Origin of the sequence: Streptococcus gallinaceus (assembly GCF_040545695.1) — a bacterium.
Lineage (GTDB): Bacteria > Bacillota > Bacilli > Lactobacillales > Streptococcaceae > Streptococcus > Streptococcus gallinaceus.
On the sequence record NZ_JBEPMK010000001.1, the window covers coordinates 407,121 to 424,442 of the forward strand.

16 protein-coding genes, 1 tRNA gene, 1 other RNA gene and 1 pseudogene are annotated in these 17,322 nt (G+C 41.4%); 11 read left to right on the forward strand and 8 right to left on the reverse strand.

What is annotated here, in order from left to right:
* Positions 1-69: 69 nt before the first annotated feature.
* The 3 genes and pseudogenes from ABID27_RS02110 to ABID27_RS02120 all read right to left on the reverse strand — a co-directional run bounded on the left by ABID27_RS02110 (position 70) and on the right by ABID27_RS02120 (position 2,711).
* Positions 70-291, reverse strand: a complete 222-nt coding sequence (locus tag ABID27_RS02110) for a polysaccharide lyase beta-sandwich domain-containing protein (RefSeq protein WP_354279951.1) — start codon at positions 289-291, stop codon at positions 70-72.
* A gap of 34 nt (positions 292-325) precedes the next feature.
* Entirely contained in the window at positions 326-1,405 is a 1,080-nt protein-coding gene (locus ABID27_RS02115; RefSeq protein WP_354279887.1) for a polysaccharide lyase family 8 super-sandwich domain-containing protein, read from the reverse strand.
* Positions 1,402-2,711: pseudogene (locus ABID27_RS02120) on the reverse strand (hypothetical protein). Before ABID27_RS02120 ends, ABID27_RS02115 begins: the two are co-directional and overlap by 4 nt.
* A 107-nt stretch (positions 2,712-2,818) precedes the next feature.
* On the opposite strand from ABID27_RS02120, the gene ABID27_RS02125 reads away from it, so the two are divergent.
* The 5 genes from ABID27_RS02125 (at position 2,819) to galE (ending at position 6,763) form a co-directional block, all read left to right on the forward strand.
* On the forward strand, positions 2,819-3,592 hold the full coding sequence (locus ABID27_RS02125; RefSeq protein ID WP_253363138.1) for a TIGR01457 family HAD-type hydrolase: 774 nt from the start codon (positions 2,819-2,821) through the stop codon (positions 3,590-3,592).
* Positions 3,582-4,241, forward strand: a complete 660-nt coding sequence (locus ABID27_RS02130; RefSeq protein ID WP_354279889.1) for a TIGR01906 family membrane protein — start codon at positions 3,582-3,584, stop codon at positions 4,239-4,241. The genes ABID27_RS02125 and ABID27_RS02130 overlap by 11 nt, the downstream gene beginning before the upstream one ends.
* Before the next feature lie 137 nt (positions 4,242-4,378).
* Positions 4,379-5,185 carry a Fic family protein gene (locus ABID27_RS02135; RefSeq protein ID WP_253363141.1) on the forward strand — a complete coding sequence of 269 codons (807 nt, stop codon included), beginning with the start codon at positions 4,379-4,381 and terminating at the stop codon, positions 5,183-5,185.
* A gap of 325 nt (positions 5,186-5,510) precedes the next feature.
* On the forward strand, positions 5,511-5,687 hold the full coding sequence (gene rpsU, locus ABID27_RS02140) for a 30S ribosomal protein S21 (protein ID WP_000048054.1): 177 nt from the start codon (positions 5,511-5,513) through the stop codon (positions 5,685-5,687).
* Positions 5,688-5,746: 59 nt separating this feature from the next.
* On the forward strand, positions 5,747-6,763 hold the full coding sequence (gene galE, locus ABID27_RS02145; RefSeq protein ID WP_354279891.1) for a UDP-glucose 4-epimerase GalE: 1,017 nt from the start codon (positions 5,747-5,749) through the stop codon (positions 6,761-6,763).
* An 87-nt stretch (positions 6,764-6,850) separates the two neighbouring features.
* Here the strand turns inward: galE and mscL are convergent, their stop codons facing one another.
* On the reverse strand, positions 6,851-7,216 hold the full coding sequence (mscL, locus tag ABID27_RS02150) for a large conductance mechanosensitive channel protein MscL (protein ID WP_354279893.1): 366 nt from the start codon (positions 7,214-7,216) through the stop codon (positions 6,851-6,853).
* Between the two features lie 157 nt (positions 7,217-7,373).
* Here mscL and dnaG point away from each other — a divergent pair, with 157 nt between their 5' ends.
* The 3 genes from dnaG to ABID27_RS02165 are packed head-to-tail and all read left to right on the forward strand — an operon-like array spanning position 7,374 to position 10,654.
* Positions 7,374-9,158, forward strand: a complete 1,785-nt coding sequence (gene dnaG / locus ABID27_RS02155) for a DNA primase (RefSeq protein ID WP_354279895.1) — start codon at positions 7,374-7,376, stop codon at positions 9,156-9,158.
* Positions 9,159-9,160: 2 nt separating this feature from the next.
* Entirely contained in the window at positions 9,161-10,279 is a 1,119-nt protein-coding gene (gene rpoD / locus ABID27_RS02160; RefSeq protein ID WP_354279897.1) for an RNA polymerase sigma factor RpoD, read from the forward strand.
* 54 nt (positions 10,280-10,333) lie between these two features.
* A complete protein-coding gene (locus ABID27_RS02165) occupies positions 10,334-10,654 on the forward strand; it encodes a metal-sulfur cluster assembly factor (RefSeq protein ID WP_222348253.1) in 321 nt (106 codons plus the stop codon).
* 26 nt (positions 10,655-10,680) lie between these two features.
* On the opposite strand, the gene ABID27_RS02170 is transcribed toward ABID27_RS02165, so the two are convergent.
* A complete protein-coding gene (locus ABID27_RS02170; protein ID WP_253363146.1) occupies positions 10,681-11,274 on the reverse strand; it encodes a TVP38/TMEM64 family protein in 594 nt (197 codons plus the stop codon).
* A 107-nt stretch (positions 11,275-11,381) separates the two neighbouring features.
* On the opposite strand from ABID27_RS02170, the gene ssrA reads away from it, so the two are divergent.
* Both ssrA and ABID27_RS02180 read left to right on the forward strand, forming a co-directional pair.
* Positions 11,382-11,729: a transfer-messenger RNA gene (ssrA, locus tag ABID27_RS02175) on the forward strand.
* Positions 11,729-11,816 (forward strand) — tRNA-Ser (locus ABID27_RS02180). The genes ssrA and ABID27_RS02180 overlap by 1 nt, the downstream gene beginning before the upstream one ends.
* A gap of 322 nt (positions 11,817-12,138) precedes the next feature.
* On the opposite strand, the gene ABID27_RS02185 is transcribed toward ABID27_RS02180, so the two are convergent.
* The 3 genes from ABID27_RS02185 to ABID27_RS02195 are packed head-to-tail and all read right to left on the reverse strand — an operon-like array spanning position 12,139 to position 14,044.
* Complete coding sequence (locus ABID27_RS02185) at positions 12,139-12,951, reverse strand: hypothetical protein (protein ID WP_354279900.1); 813 nt, start codon at positions 12,949-12,951, stop codon at positions 12,139-12,141.
* Positions 12,952-12,969: 18 nt separating this feature from the next.
* Positions 12,970-13,677, reverse strand: a complete 708-nt coding sequence (locus ABID27_RS02190) for an ABC transporter ATP-binding protein (RefSeq protein ID WP_354279902.1) — start codon at positions 13,675-13,677, stop codon at positions 12,970-12,972.
* 1 nt (position 13,678) lies between these two features.
* Entirely contained in the window at positions 13,679-14,044 is a 366-nt protein-coding gene (locus ABID27_RS02195) for a GntR family transcriptional regulator (RefSeq protein ID WP_253363152.1), read from the reverse strand.
* A 128-nt stretch (positions 14,045-14,172) separates the two neighbouring features.
* Here ABID27_RS02195 and ABID27_RS02200 point away from each other — a divergent pair, with 128 nt between their 5' ends.
* Positions 14,173-17,271 (forward strand): DNA polymerase III subunit alpha, encoded by a 3,099-nt coding sequence (locus ABID27_RS02200; RefSeq protein WP_253363159.1) that lies wholly within the window; start codon positions 14,173-14,175, stop codon positions 17,269-17,271.
* The last annotated feature ends 51 nt before the right edge of the window (positions 17,272-17,322 follow it).

Consider the following 17,322-nt stretch of genomic DNA (forward strand, 5'->3'; position numbering starts at 1 on the left):
AAAGGCTTAGCCTATTTTATACAGAACTAAGCCCTTAAAGAGGTATTGGATTTTCTAGCAATGCTGGTTTTAGTGTGATTTGAGGGATTGTGTCGAGGTTACACTCTCATTTTGAGGTGTTGTGGGATTGTAGTAGTGAATCGTGTGGGCTGTGGTATCCTTTGTCATGATATATAATCCAGCTTTATCAAGGGCAACTTGTCCATCAATGGTTGTTTTGTTAGTCGTGTATTTGATGATGTACCAAGGCTGACTTTCTCGGTCAAAGACAAGCTGGGTTCGCTTTGCTATTTTCTAAAATTTCAAGAGAAGCAAAACTTGTCAGCTAATCTGCTTCTTGCTTAGTGATATTTGGGAACAAGGTATAGGCGTAGCTATCCTTATCATTCGTATGGGTCTGACTGATGGTGATAAATTGATTTGAGAATTTGGTTGTCGGTTGATTGGTGTTTTTGTTGATATCAGACCAAGCGCCGGAGCGACTAATCTTTCCAATATTCAGGTCGGTTGGCTTGGTGAAGTGATAAGCGATATTTCTATCGGCTTGATCTGACTCGAGGAAGATGGTCTGCACGCCGGAAATCGTTTCGAGCTTGTCTGATAGATTTACTTTTTGACCATTGATATAGACGGTGTAAGGGTGCTTGCTGTCCTCTTTTCGTTGGTCAATGGTGGTCGAGGCGGTATGCCCAGATGTGTTTGAGATAGCTGCTCCGAGAAAGACAATACGATTAGTGAGAATAAACCATCCTTTTCGCAGGCTAAGTTCCTTTTTCCAGTTACTAAAGTCCATAGCGGCTAGCGCGTGTTTGTCATCCAATTTTAATGAACCGACAAAATCAGAAGGCAGTTTTCCCATACCACTAGATGCTTTGTTTTTAGTGGTCGCATCCAAACGTGTTTCATCTGTTTCGATTGTTCCAGCCAGTTTATAAGGGTCAACGGTTGGCCAGTAGTTTTCACTATAATGATTTTGGTCAGCGTTGGAGAGGTAGAACATGCCGTCGCTGGTATACCAACCTCTGACATTTTCCTTATTCATTGCTTCGTAGTTTTGTGTTCGACTTGAAAAGAGAGACAAGGCAAATCCAAAGGATTTTTCAGCATTGTAGTAGGTCAGCTTATCCATATTATTAAAAGTGCTCAGCCAAGAAGTGACAGGAAGAGCAGAGATGTTCTGATCCTCGAGCAATGTCTTCATCAATCGAATATCGGCATAGGACTTGAAGTTACCGTAAGGGCTGTAGACTTTGTCTGCCTGTAAAATGCTTTTTAGCTGACTAAGTAGTTTAGTATTTCGAGGGTCGTTTGAGAGATGAGCAATTCGTAAAATCCCCCGTAAAGCCTCAATAGTAGCTGCATGGGATTTTCCAGTAGAGCGGCTAATGGAACGACCACGACTCATGTCAACAAACTCCCGTTGATAATCAAAGGGAAAAATGACTTGTCAATCCAATGATAAATTGAGTCTAGTTCTTCATTTGATAATGGATTTTCGGTTTGTTGAATGATTGGCAGAAGTTGTGATAACCCATCAATTAAAACATTTCCATAGGCACCAGTGTAGGCAAGGTTTGTGTGATCAATGTAGGAGCCATCCTTGTAGAATCTTTCGCCACTTGTGACGAATTGGAACAAGCGTGACATGGCGGCAGTTGTTGCAGTGATTTCCTGGTCAGTAACCCAGCGATGAGTTTAACACGCCCCATATCGACAAGGTTGCCACCAAGTGCATCAAAAGTTTTTTTCCAATTATGTCCGAATTTTTCAACAGCCGTGACGTACCGGTTAATCTCCTTTTGGCTGAAATAATCCTGCAGCATAGCGAGGGTGTTGACAAGGGCGCGTGGTGTTCCGATTTCGTAGTCCCACCAGTTTCCATTTTCAATGGTTTTATCAGGATTGTAGATGTTCTGATAGAGCCATTCAAGACTTTCTTTGATGCGTCGGATGGCTCTATTATCCCGGTAAAAAGCAGACTTTTCATTCGTGATTTGTTTGGCCAGATCTTCGACATTCTGATAGACGCTAGTCATATTGGACGATTGTTTCGTGATATGTGAAATATCGCTGAGAAATCCTGATTGGTCTTTTGCGAGAGATTCTTTGGTTTTGTTTTCTAGCCTCTTGAAAAGCTCTGTCATGTGCGAATCAGTCGTGTCATAGGCTTTATTGCCCGTCAGAATATCGCTCCACTCGGATAGCAAGCGAGTATAGGTATCCGCTGAAGTGTCTGATATTGTCAGAGACAGCCTATCAATCAGCCTTCCCGTGGCATCTTTAACGGTGATAGAGGCAGTTCCTTTTTCGTTAGGAATGAGAATTCTTCCTGAAATCGTTGCAATCTTAGGATTTGAGATGGTGTAGGTATAGTCCTCAACTGGGAAAAGGTATTTTTTGTCCAGAGGAATAGTAAGATTTTTTTCAAGCTGAGAAGAAGGTTCTGAAACCGTTGATGTCTGTGTGGTGGATTCTGATGTTGTGGTAATGGTTGCCGACTTGGTAGTGACATTTTCATTTGCAAAAGCGACTGTTTGACTGCTCCATAGACCTAAAAGCACGGTTGAAAACAAAAGATATCTAAAATGGATCTGCGTTCTTTTTGAGGGCATGATAATCTTCTTTAAAATATAATAAACTTCATAAATATAATTTATTATAATACTAAAACGGAAATAATTTGTTTTTATGTGAGTGTATAGATTAAACATGTTTCTAGAATCGTCTGGTGTTTTCTTTTTGAGGTTTTACTACCATGCTGAGCTAAGATATTGTATAATAACAAGTATTGAAATGTTTTGAAAATGAAGGAGCACACATGACCTATCAAGGCTATTTGATTGATTTAGATGGAACGATTTACAAGGGAACGGAGCGGATTCCATCTGGTGAACGCTTTGTAGCGCGTTTGCAGGAAGCGGGGCTTCCTTATCTTTTCGTGACCAACAATACAACGCGCTCTCCTGAGCAGATTCAGGAAATGCTGGCTAGTCGATTTGATGTGAAAACACCGCTCGATACTATTTATACAGCGACACATGCAACCATTGACTATATGAATGACTTGGGTAAGGAAAAAACAGTCTATGTCATTGGTGAATCTGGTTTGAAATCAGCCATTACAGAAGCGGGCTATGTTCTTGATACGGAAAATCCTGCCTATGTAGTCGTTGGGCTGGATTGGCAAGTGGACTACGAAAAATTTGCGACAGCAACTTTAGCCATTGAAAAAGGAGCAACCTTTATCGGGACCAATCCAGACCTCAATATTCCGACAGAACGAGGCTTGCTACCAGGTGCAGGTTCCTTGCTTGCACTCTTAGAAGCCGCAACCCGTGTGAAGCCAGTCATCATGGGAAAACCAGAGGCAATTATCATGGATAAAGCCTTGGCTCATCTAGGAACAGAACGGTCGCAGACAGTCATGGTCGGAGACAATTACCTGACAGATATTCGAGCAGGGATTGACAATGGCTTTCCTACTATCTTAGTCTTGACAGGATTTACCAAAAAAGAAGAGGTAGCAGATTTACCGATTGCACCGACTCATGTGCTGGATTCTTTGGATGAATGGACGGTTTATGAAAATTAAATTGCAAGCAGCAGGAGTGGTTCTTAATCTCCTGACATTGGCTATTTTGGCGACGATTTACGGCGCTTGGTTGGCATATCCCTTGGAAATAAAATGGTTAGGGCTGGAAAATATCGTCTATATGAAAGCAGCAGATATTTCTTATAATTTTAATATCCTGATGCAGTATTTGACAAATCCTTTGCAGCATGTTCTTTCCATGCCAAGTTTTTCATCTTCTGATGCAGGACTGCATCATTTTACACAGGTTAAGTGGCTCTTTCACCTAGCGCAGGGATTGTTTCTCTGTAGCCTTCCAGCTCTTTATTTCTTTTGGAAAGAAGTGATTCGCAAGGGCTTTGGTAGTCTATTCCAAAAAGTATTTATTTGGGCAGCCTTGGTACCTGTTCTAGTGGCTCTTATTGGACTCTTAGTTGGCTTTGACCAATTCTTTATCCTCTTCCACAAAATTCTCTTTGTCGGCGACCAAACTTGGCTATTTGACCCAAATACAGACCCGGTTATTTACATCCTACCTGAAGAATTTTTCCTGCATTGTTTCTTACTATTTTTTGTTCTTTACGAAGCTTTCTGTGGAATAATGATTTTTTTTACGTATGTGTCTAGAGTTTTCCAACCAGCTGGATATGACATTTCAAACAATTTCTGATACAATATCAATATAATGACGAACATAAATATAATTATGTTAGAGAGAAAATTGGGTGGCTTGTGAAAGAAAAAGGCTATCGTTCAGCTTCAGCTTTCATCAATGAATTTTTCAAAAGCTACAAAAAGGAGTAGTAAATGGAATCAACCTATGAAATTGACAATCCTAGTCTCTCCTACCAAACCAAAGTAGATTATTGGGCAACGGGGTTCGGACTTCAGAAAGTAGATAATCTGGAACCTTCTCCTTACATGCTTGAACTTGCGAAGGAACAGATTGAAGGGAAAATAGAATACCAACAAATCTATGAGCAAATCACCAAATATCATGATGAGATAGATGATAGTACCAAGGAAGCAGATATTGTTGCCTTGCGTATCGTAGAACTGTTGTCTAGTCATGCTTTTAAGTTTGCTCCAAGTACCTTGAAGATGATACACGAAGAATTATTCCAAGGGATTCTGAATCCCGACTATCCGATAGGAGAATACCGTCACAACAATATCACAAAGAAAGAGGCAATTTTAGAAGGTGATACAGTTATCTATGATGATTATAGAACGATTGAAGCTAGTTTGAATTATGACTTTGACCAAGAAAAAAAATTCAACTACCAGGGAAAATCTTATGAAGAAATTGTGCAACACCTAAAAGAGTTCATGTCAGGTATTTGGCAGATTCATCCATTTCGAGAAGGCAATACTCGAACTGTTACAGTCTTTATGATTAAATATCTGCGCTACATGGGATTTGAAGTAGATAACACTCCCTTCCAGCAACATGCTAGATATTTTAGAGATTCCCTGGTGTTAGATAATGCCAAAAAGCTGAAGCAACATCCAGAATATCTAAAAAAATTCTTTGACAATCTGCTCCTAGAGGGAAGAAATGAACTTTCTTTGGTAAAAATGTATCAAGAGGTTCTTCCTAAACAGGAAAAGTAGTCCTTGAAAAAGATGATGAGCTAGGGTTATAAATATAATGGCCTTTTCCGAAGAAGAAAAGGTCTTTTGTTTGCTTAAAAACTAGTTAATACTTACCGTGTTATTCCGTAAAATAAGACAAGGAAAAGTATCATGGAAAATATATGGACTACAAAGTGCAAAAATACGTATATTCAGGCACGGTCTTTTTTCGTAGAAATAGTTGCTATTCGTAGGGATTTTCACTCTCAAAAATTTACCACATACTTTTTTAACAAAACGATTGACTTTTAAATGAAGTTGTAGTACACTATTAAGGACTTTGAAATTGAGGGGAGTGAAAAATATGTCAAAAACTGTAGTACGCAAGAATGAATCACTTGATGATGCTCTTCGCCGTTTCAAACGTGCGGTTACCAAAGCTGGTACGCTTCAAGAAACACGCAAACGTGAATTCTACGAAAAACCATCTGTAAAACGTAAACGCAAATCAGAAGCAGCTCGTAAGCGTAAAAAATTCTAATAGAATATAAAAAACAGCTGTAAGGCTGTTTTTTTGTCACTAATACAAAGGAGAATGGCATGAGTATTTTGGTCACTGGTGGTGTAGGTTATATCGGAAGCCACACTGTTGTCGAGCTATTGGAGCTTGGAAAAGACGTTGTGATCGTTGATGATCTTTCAAACGCGAGTGAGAAGGTTGTCGATCGTATCGAGACTATCACAGGAAAACGTCCTACTTTTTATCAATTAGATGTTGCAGACAAGGATGCCCTTCGTTCTGTTTTTGAAAAGGAAACGATTGAAGCAGCTATCCATTTTGCAGCCCACAAAGCGGTAGGAGAGTCTGTTCAAAAACCAACCATGTACTACCGCAATAACCTCATGTCTATCCTATCTCTTGTAGAAGTCATGGGAGAATTCGGTGTAAAGAAAATCGTCTTTTCATCTAGTGCAACGGTTTATGGTGGGTTCAATCCCTCTCCCTATCTTGAAAGCATGCCCGTTGGTGTACCGACAAGCCCTTATGGTCAGACAAAGGTCATGTGTGAGCAAATTCTGCGTGACCTGTATGTATCGAATAAAGACTGGTCTATCTCATTGCTTCGTTATTTCAACCCAATCGGAGCACATGAATCTGGTTTGATTGGTGAAGACCCATCTGGTATTCCCAATAACTTGATGCCTTTTATTTCTCAAGTGGCTGTCGGAAAACGTGAATTTCTCAATATTTTTGGTGGAGACTACGACACAGCTGATGGTACATGTGTTCGTGACTATATCCATGTTGTAGACTTGGCTAAAGGACATGTTAAGGCACTTGAAAAATTGGACCAAGCCAAACAAGTTTACACTTACAATCTAGGTTCTGGAAAAGGAACTAGTGTTCTTGAGTTGGTCAATACATTTGTAGCAGTAACCGGTGTAGAAGTTCCTTATCAGATTGCACCACGCCGTGCAGGTGATTTGCCAGCCTTTTATGCCAATGCAGACAAAGCCTTGGCTGAGCTTGATTGGAAGACTGAAAAATCAATTGAAGACATGTGTCGTGATAGCTGGAATTGGCAATCGCACAATCCAAACGGTTACCAAGGATAATAGTAAAACCTGGGACGAAAGTCCTAGGTTCTTTATTTTTTTAGATTTTGGGAATAAAAAAACAGACCGAAGTCTGTTTGAGATGGATTATTTTTTCAACAAATCGCGGATTTCAGTAAGCAATTCTTCTTGAGTTGGACCAACTGGAGCTGGCTCTTCAACTTTTTTAGGCATTGCTTTTTCAGCAGCTTTTACGATAAAGAAGAGTGAAGTACCTACAACCAAGAAGTTGATGACAGCGCTCAAGAATTTACCGTACATAACACCGTTCCAACCAAGTTTAGCGATGTCTTCTACGTTTGCAGCTTTCAAAGCTGGAGTCAAGATGAGCGGAGTGATGATGTCACCAACGAGTGAAGTGATGATAGCACCAAATGCAGCACCGATGATTACAGCAACAGCAAGGTCAAGTACGTTTCCTTTAAACAAGAAAGCTTTTAAATCTTTTAACATATCCTAAATATGCCTCCTAAATAAATATTTTAGTCTATTATATATCAATTTTCATTTTTTGCAAGTAATCAATCTTGAAAATTTTACAATTCATGAAAAATGTTATAGAATATAAAAATGGTATGTTGTGCATAGACTGTCTATCAGGGAGGGGAAGATGATTTCAAAAGAACTTATCAATGAGATAAAAGCTTCGGTCAATATTGTTGATATCATCGGTGAATCCGTTGCCCTGACAAAGGCAGGACGCAATTATCTAGGGCTTTGTCCTTTTCATGGTGAGAAGACACCGTCCTTCAATGTCGTAGAGGACAAGCAGTTTTACCACTGTTTTGGTTGTGGGAAGTCAGGTGATGTTTTCAAGTTTGTCGAGGAAACGCAAGGGCTTTCTTTTACAGATAGCGTTCAGCTGATCGCAGACAAGGCGGGTTTTCAGCTGGATATTGCTCCGAAAACGCACGTTCAGCCGCAAAAACAGCATCCACACCAAATGCTCTATGACATCCATACGGAAGCGACGAAGTTTTATCATGCTCTCTTGATGACGACCAAAATGGGGGTGGAAGCGCGTGCTTATCTCCATCAGCGTGGTTTGACAGATGAGACCATTCAGTATTTCCAGTTGGGTTTGGCGCCGAGTCAGCAAAATATCCTCTATCAAGCTCTTTCTAAAAAGTTTGAGGAAGCGGATTTGCTCAACTCAGGGCTCTTCAATACAGCAGACAATAATCTGATTTATGATGCCTTCCAAGGAAGAATTATCTTCCCCTTATCGGATGAGTATGGACGTGTCATGGCTTTCTCTGGCCGTAAATGGACGCCAGAAGATGTAGCCAATATGCAGGTAGCCAAGTATAAAAATAGTCGTGGAACGGCCATTTTTAATAAGAGTTATGAGCTCTACCATTTGGATAAGGCCAAGTCGGTCATCAAAAAACAGCGTGAAGTCTATCTGATGGAAGGCTTCATGGATGTTATCGCCGCCTATCGGGCAGGGATTGAAAATGCTGTGGCTTCGATGGGAACAGCATTAACATCTGAGCATGTCACGCATTTGCGGAAGCACTGCAAAAAGGTCATCTTGACCTATGATGGAGATAGAGCTGGGCAGGTTGCAACGGCCAAGGCCTTGGAAGAATTAAAAGACTTTGAGGTCGAAATCGTCTCGCTTCCAGACGGGATGGATCCGGATGAATTTATCCAGCGTCATTCGGAGGAAGCTCTCGAGCAAGTCTTGACCAAGTCTCGTGTCAGCGATGTTGAGTTTTTGATGCAGTATCTTCGACCGGAAAATCCAGATAATTTGCAGATGCAGATTGAATTCGTGGATAAGATGGCACCGATTATTGCAGGAACGAGCTCGATTACCGCTCAAAATTCCTATATCTATAAATTAGCTGACCTCCTGCCTGACTTTGATTACCAACAGGTTGAAATGGCTGTCAACAATGTCCGTATCTCCAAACGAGTGCAGACGGTTGAACAGCAGGAACAGCCTCGTGTGCAGCAGGTACAGGAGTTACCAAGACAGGCCAAGATTTCGAGTTTGGTTCGGACGGAAAATCATATTTTTTACCGCTTATTGCAACATCCCTACCTGCTCAATGAATACCGTGTCCGTGAAGATTTTGAGTTTTACACACCTGAATTGCAGGTTTTGTACGGTCTGCTCAAGAACGCAGGAGAAATTTCTTCCTTCGATTTAAATCAGCAATCCGATACTGTGCAGACAGCCTGGTACCGTATTTTGGAGGAAAAATTACCTAGCGAAGTTGGAAATCAGGAAATGGATGACTTAGAATTGGCTCGCGATCGCGAATGGTTAAAGAGAGACAATCGACAGCGTTCACGTTTTATCCGTGAGCAAAGTCATGTTGGAAATGACGATGCTGCTTTAGATGAATTAGCACAACTCATTGCACAAAAAAGAAAAATGGAGTAATTATGGCAACAGCAAAAGACAAAAAAACAGAAGTAACCACTTTTGATGTACAAATTGCGGACTATATCCGTAACCACAAAAAAGAAGGAACAGCCGTTGATGATGATATCAATGAAAAGCTGATTATTCCATTTACATTAGATGCTGACGGGATTGATGATCTCTTGCAACGGATCCAAGATGCAGGGATTTCAATCGTGGACAAGGATGGTAATCCAAGTTCGCGCGTCATGCAAGTAGAAGAAGAAACTGAGTTGTCAGACGAGGAATTGTTGGGAAGCAACTCCGCTAAAGTCAACGACCCAGTTCGTATGTACCTCAAAGAAATTGGGGTTGTACCACTCTTGACCAACGAAGAAGAGCAAGAATTGGCCCTTTTAGTTGAAGCAGGCGATGTGGAAGCCAAGCAACGTTTGGCAGAAGCTAACCTGCGTTTGGTTGTTTCGATTGCAAAACGCTATGTTGGTCGTGGCATGCAGTTCCTTGATTTGATTCAAGAAGGAAATATGGGCTTGATGAAAGCCGTTGATAAATTTGACTATTCAAAAGGGTTCAAGTTCTCAACTTATGCGACTTGGTGGATTCGCCAAGCCATCACCCGCGCCATTGCCGACCAAGCTCGTACCATTCGTATCCCTGTTCACATGGTTGAAACCATCAACAAATTGGTGCGTGAGCAACGTAACTTGCTTCAAGAATTGGGACAAGATCCAACTCCAGAGCAAATTGCTGAGCGGATGGATATGACACCGGACAAGGTTCGTGAAATCTTGAAGATTGCCCAAGAGCCAGTTTCTCTTGAAACGCCTATCGGTGAAGAAGATGATAGCCATCTTGGCGACTTCATCGAAGATGAAGTGATTGAAAATCCAGTAGATTACACAACTCGTGTTGTTTTGCGTGAGCAATTGGATGAAGTGCTTGATACCCTTACTGACCGTGAGGAAAATGTACTCCGTCTTCGTTTCGGTCTTGACGATGGAAAAATGCGTACCTTGGAAGATGTGGGTAAAGTCTTTAACGTTACCCGTGAACGTATCCGCCAAATCGAAGCCAAAGCTCTCCGCAAATTACGCCACCCAAGCCGTAGCAAACCGCTCCGTGACTTTATGGAAGACTAGGAAAGAGCCGTATTAGTTGCAATGTAGCACATACGTAAAACAGAAAGAGCGAAAATGTACACAGAAGAACAAGTAAATGACATTAAAGAGCGCATTTTCGTTGCGCTAGAAGAAGTAATCGACCCTGAATTGGGAATCGATATTATCAATCTTGGTCTGATTTATGAAATTCGTTTTGATGAAGGTAAGACAGAGATTGATATGACCTTGACAACTATGGGCTGCCCTTTGGCTGACTTGATTACGGATCAGATTCATGATGTTTTGCAATCTGTTCCAGAAGTCAAAGAAGTGGATGTCCGTTTGGTCTGGTCACCAGCTTGGACAGTCAATAAAATGAGCCGCTATGCGCGTATCGCATTGGGGATTCGTTAAAAAAACAAGCCGTTAAGGCTTGTTTTTTAATGCAATAATTGTTGTAACCACTGGCTTCCATAAATCCAAATGTAGCTATAGGCGATAATGGATAAGGGACGGCAAAGCAAGATAATGGTGATGAAACGGCGGTAACTCATACTTGTTAATCCAGTAATCATGACTAAAATATCAGCGGGAGAAATAGGGGAGAGCATGCAAAGGATAAAGAAAATTTCATAGCCTTTCTTGTCGTCAATTTTACGTTCGTATTTGGTGAAAGTTTCTTCTTTCATGAAAAGCAGGCAGAACTTTTTACCATAACGATGGGCTAGCCAAAAGAGAATGATGCTGCCGATATTGATACCGATGTAGTTGACAACTAGGCCCCACCAGAATCCAAATAGAAGGAAGCCGACGACAGTGGTCACACCACCAGGAATAATAGGGAAAACGACTTGAATAATCTGAATACCAATATAACTCAGACTACCTAGTGCTCCTTGTTTTTTGATAAACTCGGTCAGAACATTTTGATTGTTGAGAATACCCAGTTTGTAGAGCCAAATGACCAGTGCAAAGCTGCCAATCAGAGCTAAAATACTGAGAACTTGTATGATTTTTTGAGATAGTTTATACATGTTTCTATTGTACCATAAAGTATTTTGAAAAAGTTTAGATGTAAGAATAAAATAATTTTGCCATTTTTGTGAAAATCTGCTATAATGTTTAGCATATGACGTAACGCGGGGTCGTTACGGATTCGACAGGCATTATGAGGCTTGTTCTGCAACTCATCGGCAGATGTAAAAATGCCAGTTAAATATAACTGCAAAAAATACAAATTCTTACGCATTAGCAGCCTAAACACCTGCCTGCGTGACTGATGATAGATTGCTTGTGTCTATCTATCAGTCTTAAATTAACAAGCTACGTTAGGATATTGTCAGACTATTCTAAAAGAGATTTACTGACTCGCAAGATTTGGGCTTGAGTTATGTGTCGAGGTCTTGTTAAAGCAACACATAACCTATGGTTGTAGACGAATAAGTTAGCAGGTGTTTGGACGTGGGTTCGACTCCCACCGGCTCCATTGGAAGATTACTCAAGAGGCTTAAGAGGCCGTGTTGGAAACGCGGTAGGCGTGTGATAGCGTGCGTGGGTTCGAATCCCATGTCTTCCGTCTTAGAAAAAACAGGTTGGATGTTAGTCCAATCTGTTTTTTTTTGCGTGGTTCCAAATCGTTCGTCTGTCTTGCTAGCAATGTATCGTCTACTTACTAGGATAATCCAGAGGCAATGTAGAAAAAGTACAGAGCTAGCAAGGATAATGAGAAAGCTGAGAAAGAGATTTTCTTTATTTGTAAGTTAGACTATCACCACGGCTGCGTAGAGAGTGTGTACCAGGGCGTAGGGACAAGTCCGAACAGGTGATACTTGAATTTTTTGGATGGAAGCATCTAATCGCTGGTTGAGTATCTGTTTTATTTTTTTTCATAGCGACTCCTACTGGATATTTAAACGTTTGGTCATGATATAGTGGGTACCAAAGTAGAATCCAATTGCTAAGAGGATATTAAAGACGAAGGTAAACCAGTCTGGCTGGAATGGATAGAAACTCTCCATGTTTGACATTGAAGCAACATAGGCACTTGTGGCGAAGTGAATTGTCTGCACCGTTCCAATGACGAAATAGATACCGATATAAAAGACAATGGCTAAGACAATGCGGTGGTCTTTAAACAGTTGACCGAGAGAAATGGCAAAGTAGGCAAGCAGGATTCCCATGATCATTTCAGTGAAATATTGTATTGCAATTTGGAATAGGAGCCCCCAGCTTGTTATCTTAGATAATTCGCTAAACATATGAGCGAAGTCTAGTTCATCGTAGACTGGCATCAGTGCAATACTCGTAATGAGGAGTCCGGATACTAGTAACATCAGTCCGGCCAATATATACCAGATGATAGAAGCAAGGAGTTTGCTGAGGATGATTTGATGCCCTGTCACTGGAAGTGTCATGGTAAGGTAGCCTTGGCGGCCGTAGACGCTTTTCTGGAATCGTGTCACGATTAGGAAGAAAGTCGAAATGAAGAGTCCGCCTATGAGCAGCCCGAAAGCAACACAGGCAAGTACAAATAGGATTCCTTCCACATTCCAATTGTTGTCGTTGAAGGTTGCAATATGATTTTCAGAACGTCTAATAATGGTTTGAATCCAAACACCGAGTATGACGGATAAGAGCGAAATAATGCCATATAAGCCGAGGTACCATTTTCCTAGGGATTTAAATTCATATTTTAATAATTTTTCAAACATAATATCTCCTCTTTCTAACTAGAACTTAAAGTCGCGACGGAATAGTTCGTCGATGGATTCACCGCTTTCGATGCGAATGTCATCGACATTTCCTTGACGAATGATGCTGCCATATTGAAGGAAAATCACTTCGTCTAATATTTGTTCTACATCAGAAATTAAGTGAGTAGAGATGATGACTGAAGAAGTGGGAGAGTAATTGTTGATAATGGTCCGCAAGATGTAGTCCCGCGCCGCAGGGTCCACTCCGCCAATTGGCTCATCTAAGATATAGAGTTGAGCCTGACGGCTCATGGCTAAAATCAATTGTACTTTTTCCTTGTTCCCTTTTGACAAGTGTTTCATACGACTGTTCAAGTCGATATTGAGGTCTTCCAAGAGATGAAGGGCGCGTTTTTGGTCAAAATCAGCATAGAAATCTGCAAATAATTCGACGGCTTCCACTACCTTCATATTTTCATCTAAATAGGTCGTATCAGGTAGATAGGACACCATGGCTTTGGTTTCAGGTGAAGGGTAACGTCCGTTGATTAAGATTTGACCATATTCTGGTTGTAAAAGGCCGTTTAATAATTTAATCAAAGTCGTCTTCCCAGAACCGTTCGGTCCCAGCAGTCCGATGATTTTTCCAGCGGATAGTTTTAGGTTGACATTGTTAAGGGCAAGGAGCCCACCGTATGATTTGGATACTTGTTGGAATTCAACAAGCGTGATTTGCTTTTCCATATTATTCTCCTTTTACATAATTGGCGATGAGCTCAGATAATTCTTCTTTTGCGAATCCAAGACTCAGCATATTGTTTGTGAAGTTGGCTAATTCCTGTTGGGCCAACTCAATTCGTGTTTGTTTGATTAAGTCAATATTGTCTGTCACAAATCGTCCAGTCGTACGTTGGGCGTAGACTAAGCCTTCCGTCTCCAAGTCCGATAGGGCGCGTTGAACGGTATTGGGATTGACGCCGGCTGTTTCAGCCAAATCGCGAACAGTTGGTAATTTATCCCCTGTTTTTAGCTGATTGGTCACAATTTGTAGCTTGATAGCATTTGTGATTTGGATGTAAATTGGGATTTTGTTGTCAAATTTCCATGCCATGATAAACTCCCCTTTCTGTATCCTTGTTCTATAAAGATAATACAATTTTTCTATTTTAAATGCAAGTATTAAATGCTATTTTTTTGTATAATAGAACTAATGAACAACAGATATGAAGGAGGCTTGCCATGCTAGCACAATTAGATACCAAAACTGTCTATACTTTTATGGATAGCATGGTAACCATCGAAAAATACGTCACGCGAGCCAAGGAATTGGGTTATTCCCATTTGGGGATGATGGACGTGGACAATCTTTATGGAGCTTATCAGTTTATGGAGGCTTGTCAAGCAGCGGAGATTCAGCCGGTTATTGGTTGCGAAATGGAAGTGCTGGTCAAGGACCAGCCGATTCGTATGCAATTGCTTGCGCGTGATAGTCAGGGCTACCGGAATCTGCTCAAGTTATCGACCAGTAAGATGATGGGCAAGAAAACTTGGGAAGATTTTCAAGAATTTTTGCCCGGAGTATTGGTGGTCGTTCCCTATTTTTCTGGGATTGAAACGCTGGAACTGGATTGTGATTTTGTCATCGGGGTCTATCCAGATACCCCACAACAAGAGTTTTCACGACCCATTCTTCCTCTTTATACCGTACGCTATTTTGAGGAGAAGGAGGTAGAGCCGCTGCAGGTTCTGCGCGCGATTCGGGACAATAGTACCCTCAATCAGGTAACGGATCTACCCAGTCGTCAATTTTTGTTAGCGCCAGATGAATTTCGTCAGCAGTTTGCAAACTTTCCGCAAGCCTTGGACAATCTAGCAAGATTGATTCAGACAATTTCTTATGATTTGGACAAAAATTTGAAATTGCCTCGTTTTAATTGTGAACGCCCCGCTGTGGAGGAGTTACGCGAACGAGCTCAAAAAGGTTTATCAAACAGAAATTTGGAAGGAGCTGCCTACCAAGAACGGTTGGAGCAAGAATTATCCATTATTCATGAAATGAGATTTGACGATTATTTCCTTATTGTCTGGGATTTACTGCGATTTGGTCGCAGTCAGGGGTATTACATGGGGATGGGTCGTGGTTCTGCGGTTGGTAGTCTGGTGGCTTACAGCTTGGGTATTACAGGTATTGATCCCGTTAAGCACAACCTACTTTTTGAGCGTTTCCTCAATAAAGAACGCTTTAGTATGCCGGATATTGATATTGATATTCCAGATATTTACCGTGGAGAGTTTATCCGCTATGTGCGCGAGCGTTATGGGACCATGCATACGGCACAAATCGTGACCTATTCGACATTTGGGGCCAAGCAAGCGATTCGTGATGTTCTCAAGCGCTTTGGGATTCCTGAGTATGAGTTGACCAATATCACCAAGAAAATTTCTTTTCGAGATACGTTGGCGACGGCTTACGAGCGAAATGCGTCTTTTCGTCAAATTATCAATAGCAAGATGGAGTACCAGAAAGCTTTTGCCATTGCCCAGCAGATTGAGGGGCATCCTCGTCAGACTTCTATTCATGCGGCCGGTGTCGTTATGAGTGATGAGGATTTGACGGATACAATTCCATTGAAATTCGGAGAGGACATGCTGGTCACCCAGTATGATGCCCACGGTGTTGAAGCCAATGGTCTTCTGAAGATGGATTTTCTTGGTCTGCGCAATCTGACCTTTGCTCAGAAGATGAAAGAAGCAGTGCTTGATAAGTATGGTCAGGACATTGCGGTTGAGAAGATTGACTTGGAGGACAAGGAGACTTTAGCGCTCTTTGCGGTAGGTCAGACAAAGGGAATTTTCCAATTTGAGCAGCCGGGGGCTATTCGTCTCTTGAAACGAGTGCGTCCGACGCGGTTCGAGGATGTCGTAGCAACGACCAGTCTCAATCGACCTGGAGCCAGTGATTACTCGGATAATTTTGTCAAGCGAAAGCAAGGGGAAGAAGCAGTGGACTTGCTAGATGACTCCATTGCCGACATCTTGACGCCGACCTACGGAATCATGCTTTATCAAGAGCAGGTCATGCAGATTGCTCAGCGCTATGCTGGATTTACACTCGGGAAAGCCGATTTGTTGCGGCGGGCCATGTCCAAGAAAAATGCGGCTGAGATGCAGTCCATGAAGGAAGCATTTTTAAGCGGTGCGCAAGCTTTGGGTCATTCTAGGGATAAGGCTGAAGAGATTTTTGCTATGATGGCTAAGTTTGCAGGTTATGGATTTAACCGTAGTCATGCCTATGCTTACTCGGCACTGGCTTTTCAGTTGGCTTACTTCAAGGTGCATTACCCAGATGTCTTTTTTGATGTGATGCTCAATTATTCTAGCAGCGATTATATCAATGATGCCCTGCAATTTGAATTTAAAGTGGCTCGATTGACTATTAACAATATTCCATTTAATGATAAGTTTTCCGAGCGCCAGATTTACATGGGCTTGAAAAATATCAAAGGGATGCCTAGAGAACTTTCGTTTTGGATTTTGGAAAATCGTCCCTTCAAGAGTGTCGAAGATTTTATGCTTCGTTTGCCGGTTAAGTATCAGAAAAAAGACCTGCTGACACCGTTGATTCAGCTTGGTTTGTTTGATGATTTTGAAAAAAATCGTAAGAAAATTGTGGTGAATTTGGATAATTTGTTTGTCTTTGTGGAGGCCTTTGGTTCCTTTTTCTCTGAGGAAACCTATTCTTGGACTGAGACAGAAGACTACACAGACAGTGAAAAATTTGAGATGGAACAGGCTGTCATTGGTGTCGGGATCAGCCCACATCCTCTTGTCAAAATCCGTCAAAGCAGTTCGCGTTCATTGACCGAGTTGGCAGACTTGACGGAGCAGCAACGAGCGACTGTTTTAGTGCAGATTTTGGGAGTACGCGTCATCCGTACGAAAAAAGGGGAGCAGATGGCCTTTTTGCAAGTATCGGACACCAAGCAACGTTTGGATGTAACCTTGTTCCCGGAATCCTTCAAACAGTATCATAATCTACTGGAAGAAGGGAAAATTGTTTATTTAATAGGGCGGATGCAGGAACGTGACGGTCATCTGCAGATGGTGCTGGACCAGCTAGAACTTGCCTCTGATGAAAAGTTTTGGATTTTATTACAAAATCATGAATTTGACCAGGAAATAGCGGGGGTTTTAGAGGAACATAGTGGCTCTATTCCGGTGGTGCTTCATTATCAAGAAAGTAATGAAACTATCCAAGTCGCCCAGTATGGTGTATCAAAATCAAGCCAGCTGGAAATAGATTTAAAAGAATTTTCTATGAAAACGGTTTTTCGTTAAAATACAATAAAAACACGAGCAAACCCGCAGGAAATGTGGTATAATGAGACA